The 11,914-nt window shown below is 57.3% G+C and carries 9 protein-coding genes; 7 read left to right on the forward strand and 2 right to left on the reverse strand.

Features of this window, described 5'->3' with window-relative positions; translation table 11 throughout:
• The first annotated feature begins 76 nt into the window (after window positions 1-76).
• The gene (locus tag GA0061100_RS35080; protein ID WP_075852441.1) at window positions 77-550 is read left to right on the forward strand and encodes a helix-turn-helix domain-containing protein; all 474 of its coding nucleotides are present in this window, start codon (window positions 77-79) and stop codon (window positions 548-550) included.
• 1 nt (window position 551) lies between these two features.
• Window positions 552-1,742 (forward strand): tyrosine-type recombinase/integrase, encoded by a 1,191-nt coding sequence (locus GA0061100_RS09600; protein ID WP_075852442.1) that lies wholly within the window; start codon window positions 552-554, stop codon window positions 1,740-1,742.
• A 355-nt stretch (window positions 1,743-2,097) separates the two neighbouring features.
• Here the strand turns inward: GA0061100_RS09600 and GA0061100_RS34630 are convergent, their stop codons facing one another.
• On the reverse strand, window positions 2,098-2,238 hold the full coding sequence (locus GA0061100_RS34630; protein ID WP_159444771.1) for a hypothetical protein: 141 nt from the start codon (window positions 2,236-2,238) through the stop codon (window positions 2,098-2,100).
• A gap of 722 nt (window positions 2,239-2,960) precedes the next feature.
• Complete coding sequence (locus GA0061100_RS09605; RefSeq protein WP_075852443.1) at window positions 2,961-3,401, reverse strand: Rap1a/Tai family immunity protein; 441 nt, start codon at window positions 3,399-3,401, stop codon at window positions 2,961-2,963.
• A gap of 452 nt (window positions 3,402-3,853) precedes the next feature.
• Here GA0061100_RS09605 and GA0061100_RS09610 point away from each other — a divergent pair, with 452 nt between their 5' ends.
• From GA0061100_RS09610 to exoR, 5 genes are all read left to right on the forward strand, one after another.
• Complete coding sequence (locus GA0061100_RS09610) at window positions 3,854-4,504, forward strand: protein-L-isoaspartate O-methyltransferase family protein (protein ID WP_075852444.1); 651 nt, start codon at window positions 3,854-3,856, stop codon at window positions 4,502-4,504.
• 253 nt (window positions 4,505-4,757) lie between these two features.
• A complete protein-coding gene (locus GA0061100_RS09615; protein WP_083961306.1) occupies window positions 4,758-5,633 on the forward strand; it encodes a PopZ family protein in 876 nt (291 codons plus the stop codon).
• Window positions 5,634-5,755: 122 nt separating this feature from the next.
• Window positions 5,756-8,599 (forward strand): valine--tRNA ligase, encoded by a 2,844-nt coding sequence (locus GA0061100_RS09620; RefSeq protein ID WP_075852445.1) that lies wholly within the window; start codon window positions 5,756-5,758, stop codon window positions 8,597-8,599.
• 510 nt (window positions 8,600-9,109) lie between these two features.
• Window positions 9,110-10,369 carry an OmpP1/FadL family transporter gene (locus GA0061100_RS09625; protein ID WP_075852446.1) on the forward strand — a complete coding sequence of 420 codons (1,260 nt, stop codon included), beginning with the start codon at window positions 9,110-9,112 and terminating at the stop codon, window positions 10,367-10,369.
• 683 nt (window positions 10,370-11,052) lie between these two features.
• Window positions 11,053-11,856, forward strand: a complete 804-nt coding sequence (gene exoR / locus GA0061100_RS09630) for an exopolysaccharide production regulator ExoR (protein WP_075852447.1) — start codon at window positions 11,053-11,055, stop codon at window positions 11,854-11,856.
• Window positions 11,857-11,914: the final 58 nt, after the last annotated feature.

Raw genomic sequence — 11,914 nt, forward strand, 5'->3', positions numbered from 1 at the left:
CTAAATGAAATTAGGTGTCAACAATTCAATTTTCTTACATTATAAGGGTAAATTCAGGAGAATTTTAGGAGCCGCTATGATTAGTGCAGAACAGTTGCGAGCAGCCAGAGCTATGTTGCGCCTTGAGCAGGGAGCTCTCGCGGAAAAAGCAGGAGTTTCGATCGAAACGATCAAACGCTTCGAGGCTATGCAAGGAGCGTTGAAGGGCAGAGACGATACGGTTCGCAGTATTGTGAAGTCATTGGAGTTCGCCGGGATTGAGTTTCTGGATGGGGAAGGAGCAAACGGCTATGGCGGAGCCGGAGTAAGGTTCGCAATCGATAGAAGTGCAAGATTGCGCAACCACATAGCCGATACGGTAGCGGAAATGACCAGAGGACTTCTGTCATCTGCGTTTGTCGCTGATACCGAATTATTCGATCGCGGATCCGACTATTTGTCCTACCTCATAAACAGTTCACTCCCTGACATGATCCGGGACAATATGCCAAAAATTCTGGACCCTAAAACGGTCGACGATGCCGACGGTATCCATACAGGGGAGAAATGAGATGTCCGTTCGCAAGCGCACATGGACCACGCCAAAAGGTGAAGAAAAATCCGCTTGGGTGGCCGATTACACAGACCAGCAGGGTAAGCGTCGGCTGAAGACCTTCGCCAAGAAGAAGGAAGCCGACCAGTTTGCAGCCACCGCTACCGTTGAAGTGAGGGAAGGCGTCCACGTTGCCGACTCTGCTAGCGTCACGGTTGAGAAGGCTGGGCAGTTCTGGATTAGCTCGGGTGAAGCGGCCGGCCTCGAGCGATCGACAATCAATCAGCGGAAGAGCCATCTGGAACACCACATTGTGCCGATGATCGGACAGGTCCTCTTGTCAAAGCTCACCGTGCCGGCTGTGCGCGACTTCGAGGACCGTATGCGGAAGGAAGGCCGATCGGCGGCTATGGTCAAGAAAGTGCTGACATCGCTCGGATCTGTCTTGGCTGATGCTGGCGAACGCGGCCTGGCAATGCGCAATCCTGTCCGTGATATCCGCGGCAGCCGCAAGGGACGCGATAGACGTCAGGAGAAGCGCCAGAAAGGCCGTCTTGAGGTTGGGGTAGACATTCCGACCCGCGAAGAGATCAAGGCGCTTGTCGCGGCTCTTGATGATCACTGGCGCCCTTTGCTTGTGACTGCGATCTTCACGGGAATGCGATCATCTGAATTGCGTGGTCTGCGTTGGCAGGACGTTGACCTTAAGCGGGGCCAGATAAGCGTCAATCAGCGTGCGGACCAGTTCAAAGAGATCGGTCCCACCAAGTCGGAGGCCGGCGTCCGGACTATCCCGGTGCCGCCGCCCGTCATCAATGCGCTGAAGACGCACCGGCTAAAGCAGCCGAATAAAACGGGGCTGGTCTTTGCCAACCCCGATGGCGAGCCACGGTCACACACAAACATCGTGAACAAGGGTCTTATCCCGGCGATGCTTCGCGCCAGCGTCGTTGTTGAGGTTGGCAAGGATAAGGATGGCGCTCCGATCCTAAAGGCGAAGTATACCGGAATGCATGCGTTGCGCCATTTCTATGCGAGCTGGTTGATCAACAGGAAGGAAGAGGGCGGTCTCGGTTTGCCTGCGAAAATGGTCCAGGAGCGGCTTGGCCACGCCTCGATCGTGATGACCATGGACGTCTACGGACACCTGTTCCCGAGGTCTGATGATGGGACAGAACTAGCACATGCGGCGAACATCTTGCTCAGCTGATTGCAACACGGGCGCAACACGACGCCAGATTTCGCTGTAAAAACAATTACAGGTAAAAGCCTGCAAATCCTTGCACCCCGGTTCGATTCCGGGCGAGGCCTCCATCCTTCTCTTCTTGCCGTTGCAAGCATTTATCTTTCCTATTGAATCTTTCAGATGTGGCAATTTGGACCTGAACCGTTCCGCCACACCCAAACGGAGTGCGGCAATCCGTTCCGCTTTCAGCTTTCCGTCTCATCAATCGCCAGCAATAATTTGGTGCCTATCCATGGCTCGGAATGAGAGATGAGGTGCGGCATTCTCGTGTCGCATCGCTGATCTGAGAGTGGCAGCGTTTGATCTTCGAAACTCTTTGTTAGGTAAACAATATAAGCAACACGCTGCCGAGCAGCGCCAAAGCGCCGAGGATTGGCAGCAGCAGAATCATAATCTGGCGAGCAAGCTTTTTGCGCTCCCCCATTGTCAGCGCAAGCCACCGTGACTTTGGTAACGACATTGATACTCCCCATCCCCATCCTAGCGTCGCATTTGAAACTGAACTGGCGCTTAAGGTACTGAGGAAGCTGCAGGAGTAGGGGATGGCGGGTGCGAATGCTTCAGTTTCGGCATCGCACCTAAGTGGCAAATCCAATCGGACGCTGATCCGGTATCCGTCACTTTTCTCTTCAATTGCACATTGGACGTAGCTGCTGCGGAGGAGGTCGGCGCAAGGGCACGAGTGTCCTCGTGGTTCCCACGTATTTGGTGGCCGGGGCATCGATGGTAAAGCCGATGGGACAGCGGGAAAATACCGCACCTAGATTGCGGACTGGTTGCTTCTCATCCTGGCGACAACGTCCGTTGCTCGATCGGATCTATCGGCGTCGGACGTGTGTTAAGCAAATGGATTGGAGAACTGGCGCTCCATAAAAGCAAAAGCGGTCCAGTCTAGGGAAAAAACTGGGCCGCCTTTTGCTGGACTAGAGGTCAATCAAATTCAGCATCCTAATTATAAGGCATGCTTAGTAGTTGTCAACGCAAATGAGATGTGACGTTTTGCGGTTCAAGCGTCGCGCTCCTAGGCCTGGCTGCGATCGTTGCTTGAGGTGCCGGTTTCCGTTGCGTATTTGGTCCGCAATATCGACGGGCAGGGGCCTCGTCGGTTTGGATGATTCTCAATCCTGCGCGAAAGCTTCAGCTGTCTCGCATCGGTTCTTAACCGCCGTTGCGGGAGAATGACTATTCCTCAAGGCAGGGAAAGGCGAATTTGTAGGCGCGTGCGATCAGCGAGCTGGCTGGCCGCTCGAGCTGCCAGGAGTGCTCCGCCATCCATTTGCAGGCGGTTGCTGTCGCCTTTGCATTGTTGAGATCGGGTGGCAGACAGAAAGCGCCGACGAACTGTTGAAGATAGCGCTCGTAGCGCGACGAATTTTTCGGCGTCTGCTTGGTGGCTCGGATCGTAAGGTTCTTCGTTCGCTGGGCCTCATCGAGAATGCCCTGGATATAGACAGAGGCGAGCGCTCGGTCCTCTTCGCACCATTCGTCGAGCTGCTTTCCTGTAACGACATGTCCGATGATCGGGGCTGTCTCTTTCGGCTCGTCCTCGCTTGACGTTTCCTCGCTCAACGCGACCTGGGGTAAGAGAAGGAGAAGCGCTGCGACGAAGAGCGAAAGCCTCATTCGGAAAACCTACATCATCGAGGAAAGACTCGCGGCCAGAAAAACCACCAGCGGCAGCGACGTTACGACGAAAAGAACAAGAGAAACAGGCATCCCAGCCACCTTCTAGTCAAATTTAATGTTTGGGCCGAATGGCTTCGGGCCGGAAGGTTGATTGGTCACCACACCCGGGCGGGTCCAATGCCCTGAAGCGTGGTCGCGCGAAGTTAACATTTTGCTAACGGGCATCCCGATCTGAGGCATGGCGGATTCGCAAGGCGTCGCAGATCCAGGATGCCGGAAGTCGCCGGCCCACGTTTAGGGGCACCGATTGTTGTTCGTCGGCGACGTTTGGTCATGAATCTCGGCGCCTGTTGCCGCAATGCCTTGAAAGCGTAGCGTCAGGCGATTAAGACACGCGTAACAGAAAGTAGAGCCAGCCCGTTCGGGCACCAAGGGCGCAAGAGGATAAGATGGATTTCGAAGCAGCGCGCGTGAAGATGGTCGAGAACCAGATCCGGACGACGGATGTCACCTCCCATTCTGTGTTGAATGCGTTTTTTGCCGTACCGCGCGAAAATTTCGTACCGGAGAAGTCGAAGCTCCTGGCCTATGTCGATTGCGATATCGAGGTTGCTCCCGGGCGCTTCCTCATGGAAGCCTCGCCGCTCGCAAAGTTGCTGCAGCTCGGCGCCGTTACCAGGGACGACAAGGTTCTCGATGTCGGCTGTGGCACGGGCTATGTCTCCGCCGTCCTGTCCTTGGTCGCCGGCGAAGTCATCGCGCTTGAATCCAACGAGGAGCTCGCCGCTCAGGCGAAGACCAATCTTGCCGCGCTTGGCTACGACAACGTGACCGTCGTTGGAGGCGATCTTGAAAAGGGTCATGCCGGCAGCGCACCCTATGATGTGATTTTCCTCAATGGCTCGATCGAGCAGCTGCCGCAGGGCCTGCTTGACCAGCTCGGCGAAGATGGCCGTCTGATCACCGTCATCGGCTATGGCCACGCCGCCCGCGCGACTGTTTTCATGCGCGAACGCGGCGCCTTTTCGGAAAACGTCTTCTTCAACGCGTCGATCAAGCCGCTCCCGGGCTTCGCCAAGGCCAAGGAATTCGTCTTCTGATTTCCTGAACGACCTGCTTATTGAGCTTGAGACAGGCGCCTTTTGGCGCCTGTTTTTTATTGTCGCTGCCTGTGGCAGAATCGTGCTTAGCAGAGCGATTCGTCGTGATCGTAACAAAACTGTGCATCACCGGGTTTAGTGCTTTCCAGGTGATTTTTTTCCCGAAGACAGTCATCTAGGGTGACCCTGATTCGGGCGCCGCCTGGCGAGTTTCTGGTGCGGGTTTCCGGTCGACGAATATGGGAAAACGGGGATGAATATGGCTCAGCCAAATGTAGTGCGTGAACCGTCCATGGAAGAGATCCTGGCGTCGATCCGCAGGATCATCGAAAGCAACGAACCCGTAGGCTCCAAGCCGATCCCCGCCACGCATTTTGCCGGCCATGGCATGCGTGACGATGATATTCAATTGACTGTCGATGAAGAGTTTGCGGCTGCTGACCGCGCCCGTGCTGCCGAACAGGAGCCACGTTTCGTCGCTGCAAATTCCCAGATGCCCGTTGCCGAGCCGGAGGCTGCCGGTCGCGGCCTGTCGCTGGCCGATGTCGCCGCGCGTGTCCGTGCTGCTTCCGAGCGCAATACCGCCGCATTGCTGGCCGCCGGGCGCGAACCCCAGCAGCCGCGCGAGCTGCCGCCGGCCATGGCCGCGCGCCTTGCCGAGGTGCATGTCGAACCGGTCGCCGATGCCCCGTTGAGGCAGGCCGTTACAGATGTTGTCGCACCGGTCGCTCGGCCTGCTATGCAGGCGGTGGCCGAGGTTGAACCTGAGGTGGAAGAACAGAAGCCGATGGCTGCCGCTGTGACGCCTCAGGCCGTAGCGTCCGTCGAGGCGCCGATCTTTGGGGCGCCGGAACTTACCCTTAATGTGGAGGCGGAGGCATCCTTGCCATCGGCCCAGGCCGTGTCCGCATCGCCGCTGATGTCGGAGGCTGCCGGTGCGCAGGTCAGCCGCTCGTTTGAAGAACTGGCCGCCATTGTCGATGGCGGCCCACGCCGTTCCCTCGATGAGCTGGCGCAGGAGATGCTGCGCCCCATGCTGCAGGAATGGCTCGACGACAACTTGCCCACCCTTGTCGAGCGTCTCGTGCGTGAAGAAATCGAACGAGTGGCCCGCGGCCCGCGCCGCTGACAAGCCTGAGCTTCGGCTAGACGATATGCCGCTCCGGGCTCCGGGGCGGCTTTTTTATTGACTTGCCCACGGCCATCCTATTTACAACCCGCATCATCCAGTCCTCTAGATCCGGTCATAAAATGCTCGACAAAACATATGATTCCGCCACCGTCGAACCGAAGATCGCCCAAAAATGGGATGAGGCCGACGCCTTTCGCGCCGGCGCGAACGCCAAGCCCGGCGCGGAAACCTTCACCATCGTCATCCCGCCGCCGAACGTGACCGGTTCGCTGCACATGGGTCATGCGCTGAACAACACGCTGCAGGATATCATGGTGCGGTTCGAGCGCATGCGCGGCAAGGACGTTCTCTGGCAGCCGGGCATGGACCATGCCGGCATCGCCACGCAGATGGTCGTCGAGCGTCGTCTTGCCGAGCGCCAGCAGCCGGATCGCCGCAAGATGGGCCGCGAGGCCTTCATCGAGAAGATCTGGGAATGGAAAGCTGAATCGGGCGGCTTGATCTTCAATCAGCTGAAGCGCCTCGGCGCCTCCTGCGACTGGTCGCGCGAGCGCTTCACGATGGATGAGGGCCTGTCCAAAGCCGTTCTCGAAGTCTTCGTCACACTCTACAAGGAAGGCCTGATCTACAAGGACAAGCGCCTCGTCAATTGGGATCCGAAGCTGCTGACGGCAATCTCCGACATGGAGGTCGAGCAGCATGAGGTGAAGGGCAATCTCTGGCACCTGCGCTATCCGTTGGAGCCCGGCGTTACCTATCAATATCCGGTCGCTTTCGATGAGGAAGGCAAGCCGACCGAATTCGAGACGCGCGATTACATCGTTGTCGCGACGACGCGACCGGAAACGATGCTCGGCGATACCGGCATTGCTGTCAATCCGGAAGACGAACGCTATCGTGGCATCGTCGGCAAGCATGTCATTTTGCCGATCGTCGGTCGTCGCATTCCGATCGTCGCCGATTCCTATGCCGATCCGACCGCCGGCACTGGCGCGGTGAAGATCACCCCTGCGCATGATTTCAACGACTTCGAAGTCGGCAAGCGAACGGGACTGCGTGCCATCAACGTCATGAACGTCGATGCCTCCATCAATATCAAGGAGAACGAGGATTTCCTCGAGGGCCTCGATAATCCCGCGGCGCTGCATGGCGCCTGGGACGAGCTGGAAGGCAAGGACCGCTCGGAGGCGCGCAAGATCATCGTGCGCATCTTCGAAGAGGCGGGCCTGCTCGACAAGATCGAGCCGCATACGCATGCCGTACCGCATGGCGACCGCGGCGGCGTGCCGATCGAGCCACGCCTGACCGAGCAGTGGTTCGTCGACAACAAGACCTTGGGACAACCCGCGCTGGAATCCGTCCGCGAAGGAAGAACCAAGTTCGTCCCCAGGAACTGGGAAAACACCTATTTCAACTGGCTTGAAAACATCGAGCCGTGGTGCATTTCCCGCCAGCTTTGGTGGGGCCATCAGATCCCGGCGTGGTATGGACCGGATGGTCAGGTCTTTGTCGAAAAGACCGAGGAAGAGGCACTGCAGGCGGCGATCCAGCATTATCTTTCGCATGAAGGGCCGATGAAGGCCTACGTCGAAGATCTGCTGGAGAACTTCAAGCCCGGCGAAATTCTGACGCGCGACGAAGACGTGCTGGACACCTGGTTCTCGTCCGCACTCTGGCCGTTCTCGACGCTCGGCTGGCCGGATGAGACGCCGGAACTGGCGCGCTACTATCCGACGAATCTCCTCGTTACCGGCTTCGACATCATCCCGTTCTGGGTCGTTCGCATGATGCAGATGGGCCTGCACTTCATGAAGGATGAGAACGGCAATCCCGTCGAACCGTTCAGCACGGTCTATATTCACGCCCTGGTGCGCGACAAGAACGGGCAGAAGATGTCGAAGTCCAAGGGCAACGTCATCGACCCGCTCGAGCTGATCGACCAATACGGTGCCGACTCGCTCCGCTTCACGCTGGCGATCATGGCGGCGCAGGGTCGCGACGTGAAGCTCGATCCCGCCCGCATCGCCGGCTATCGCAACTTCGGCACCAAGCTTTGGAACGCCACGCGATTTGCCGAGATGAACGGCGCCAAGAGCGATCCGCATTTCGTGCCAGAAGCCGCCGAGCTTACCGTCAACCGCTGGATCCTGACGGAGCTGGCACGTGCGGAGCGCGACGTCACCGAAGCGCTGGAAAGCTTCCGCTTCAATGATGCGGCAGGCGCTCTCTACCGCTTCATCTGGAACCAGTTCTGCGACTGGTATCTTGAGCTGCTGAAGCCGATCTTCGGCGGCGAAGACGAGAATGCTAAGGCAGAAGCTCAGTCCTGTGCGGCCTATGTTCTCGAAGAGACCTACAAGCTCCTGCATCCGTTCATGCCCTTCATGACCGAGGAGCTTTGGGCGCACACGGCAGGCGAGGGCCAGGAGCGCGAAGGCCTGATCTGCCACGCGGATTGGCCGGCGCCGTCCTATGCCGACAATGTCGCCGCCGATGAAATCAATTGGTTGATCGATCTGGTCTCCGGCATTCGCTCCGTTCGCTCTGAAATGAACGTGCCGCCGGCCGCAACGGCGCCATTGGTCGTTGTCGATGCCAATAGCCTGACGCGCGAGCGCCTGTTCCGTCATGACGCCGCCATCAAGCGGCTGGCGCGTGTGGAAGCGATTTCGCTTGCGGATACTGCACCGAAGGGTGCCGCTCAGATCGTCGTCGGCGAGGCGACCGTCTGCCTGCCGCTTGGCAGCCTCATCGATCTCTCCGCCGAGAAAGCGCGTCTCGAAAAGGCGATTGTCAAGAACGATCAGGAGATCGCCCGCATTGCCGGCAAGCTTTCGAACGAGAAGTTCGTTGCCAATGCCAATCCGGACGTGGTCGCTGCCGAGCGCGAGCGCCTCGGCGAGCTCGAGGGGCAGCAGTCGAGCCTCAAGGTTGCACTGGCCCGGGTGAGTGAAGCCGGCTAAGGCATATCGCGCAAAACCATGCCGTGGTTCAGCGGCCGCGGCATGTGCGCGATCAAAGGTGAAAAGCCCAAGAAGCGAAGCTGAGAAATCGCGATTCGCTTTAGAAAAGTAGAGATCTGGGATCGAAAAAGGCACGCGGTATCCGCCGCGTGCCTTTTTGTTTATTCCTCGATTCGAGGGGGATTGGCTGGATCTAACGCCCCAGATCCGCCGCCAGTTTCGCACAGGCGAAACAGATTACCCCTAAAGCTGTTGGACACGCTCGAAAAGCAAAACTGTTGTCATATTGTAACAGAATTGTTGCTGTGAAGAATGAGAATCTATCAGGGGCCGAAAATGCTATTTCGAAAGAAAAAATTACCTACACTGATAGATTTTCAGAGGCGGGGTTCGTTTTCTTACGTAAATCAATCACTCTCTTACATGACCTGTGCTCTTATGCGCCACATTGCCAATTCACGTGATCATCGCAACAATCAAACCAATGAATGCACCTGTGGGGGAGATACAATGGCATTTTCTGTTGCGCTGAGGGGCGCACTTACACTCGTTATCAGCTCGTCTTTCGCCAGCGCTGCCTTTGCGGGCGGCCTTGATCGTGGCGGCTATGATATCGATCTGCTCTTCGACAAGGGCCGTTACGTTTTCGAGTCAGGCGTCACCTATGTCATGCCGGATCGCAAGCTGAAGAACGCCAAGGACATCAATCCCGCTGACGGCAATCTCAATAACCGCAGCCGTTCGACGGACGCATCGGAAAATTACGCTATTCCTTATGCCGCCTTCAAGATCGGCATCACCGACGACCTTGACTGCATGGCCGATTATTCGCAGCCGTTCGGCGGTCACCTCAACGAAGGTTCAAACTGGGCGGGCGCCAATAACGAAACTGAAGTCAAGGTGCGCACGAACAACTATTCGGCCACTTGCTCGTACAAGTTCGATGCGGGTCCGGGGCAGCTGCGCCTGATCGGTGGCGGCTTCTATCAGGAAGTCAGCGGTTACAAGTCACGTCTCGTTTACGCCACTCCAGCTCCGATTTCTGCCATTTACAACGGCATGGGTTCGCTTGACATCGATGGTCACGGCTGGGGCTGGCGCGCCGGTATCGCCTATGAAATTCCGGAATATGCCTTCCGCACGAGCCTCGTCTACAACAGCCGGGTCAAATACGACAACCTGAAGGGTAGCGTCGACCTGACCGAAGTGCCGCCGCCTGTTGTCCCCGGCTTCGGTGGCAAGGTAACGTCTGTTTTCGGCTCGGCCGATGCTCCTGATTCCCTGGAGTGGAAGGTGCAGACCGGTATTGCGCCGGACTGGCTCGCCTTCGGTTCGGTCAAGTGGACGAACTGGAGCATCCTGCAGAGCATCGCTCTCTGCCCGAGCTCCACCCGCAGCATATCCTGCCGGGCCAACGGCCCCACCGAGCTCACCTCGCTTGACTTGCTGTACAGGGACGGCTGGACGATCACCGGCGGTGTCGGACACAAGTTCAATGACAAATGGAGCGGCGCCGTCAGCCTGACCTGGGATCGCGGTACGAGTGATGGCTATGGCATGAATTCCGATACATGGACCCTCGGCGCGGGCGTGGCCTACAAGGCGACAGAGCATGTTCAGTTCAATTTCGGCGGCGCTCTCGGCCTCATGACATCGGGCAAATCCGGCCCGGTCACACGCGGCGGTGTCGTCTATGGCAATGATGCGACCTATAGCTTCGGTAACGATTTGGTCGCTGCTCTTCAGACATCGGTAAAAGTCAGCTTCTGACGATAAGCCATTGAATTGAAGGAGCTTATTGACTGTTCCTTCACCTTGTCATCAACGTCGCGGGCTCTTCCAAGTCTCGCGACGTTTCTTTGTCTGATCGGCAAAAAGCGAAGCGCAAACCGCGTCTTTTGCCTGATTTATGGTTAAAGAAATCTCAAGTCCGATAAAATCTTTGTGACGAATTAGCAACACTCCATTTCAAGACATTGCAGCCACGTGATCAGATTACAATTTGTCCATTTCCCGCCACAAATGGGGAGCAGCGATTACGTGGGTACAGGGGCAAGCTTTGTAGAAAGTGCGTAAGCGGTCGATGGGTGAACTTCCACTTTGGCATAAGCAACAATTCGGGGTCGGAGCCGTGATGCTTCTGATGCCGCCGAAAACTCGTTGTCTGCCAAGGGAAGTGGTCAGCCGACCGATCTTTGGGCTCCATCATCGGAAGGCGGGTGAGAGCGCTCCTTCGATGGTGGGATGCGATAGCGGCCGCACAAATGCTGGTTTGGACATAATTGCAAGCTATGCTCGCAATTGTGGCAAACAGCATCGGTTGGATGCCACAGGAACCGCCTTCTCGAAGGACGATCCAGTCTCGTGCGCCATCAGGGAAAACATTCGTGAAACTGACGGCGTTTGTGCCAGTGCCGTGACAGGTCCGAATGGAGCGAAAGAAATCGACTGTTATGTTTAAGTCCGAGTTCATATCAGCGAGAGTCATGATGCTCAGCCTGTCCCTTGCCACTGCGGTGGTGCTGGCGGGTCAAGCCAGGGCATTCGATATCAATGCCGGTGTCACCAAGGAATCGGGTCCGTTCGATCTCTTCAAGTTCGGCTTCAAGGCCTACAAGAACGGGCAGAAGGAAGAGGCGGTCGAAGCCTATCGCTACGCCGCCGAAAAGGGTCATACTGGCTCACGCTGGGCCTTGGCCAATATGTATGCCGATGGCGACGGCGTTGCGCAGAATGATTTCGAGGCCTTCAAGATCTATAGCGAGATCGCCCAGCAGGGTGTGGAGCCAGGTTCGGAAGATACCGGCTTCTTCATCAATGCGCTTCTGGCGCTCGCGAGCTACTACAAGACCGGCATCCCCAACAGCCCGGTGAAGATTGACCTCAACCAGGCCCGTCAGCTCTATTTCCAGGTGGCATCGACCTTCGGCGTTCCAGAAGCGCAGTTCCAGCTGGCGCAGATGATGCTATCCGGCGAGGGCGGTGCCGCCAATGTTCAGCAGGCCAAGAAGTGGCTGAATCAGGCGCGCAAGAGCGGCCATCCGGGCGCCATGGCCGTTTTCGGCAATATCCTGTTCCAGGAAGGCCAATCGATCCGCGGCCTGGCCTTCATGACCGCCGCACTCGACAAGTGCAAGCCGAAGGATTGTAGCTGGATGGAAGACATGCAGGAGCAGGCCTTCTCCATCGCCAACGAGAATGACCGCCGTGTGGCGGTCTCCATGGCCCATCAGCTTGACGTTGCCGGCTCCGATTGATCGGCACCGCAATCGAGCTTCCATCCGGCAGGGATGAGCGCAGCCCTTCCTGGTCAGG

Origin of the sequence: Martinezella hainanensis (assembly GCF_900094555.1) — a bacterium.
Classification (GTDB): Bacteria; Pseudomonadota; Alphaproteobacteria; order Rhizobiales; family Rhizobiaceae; genus Rhizobium; species Rhizobium hainanense.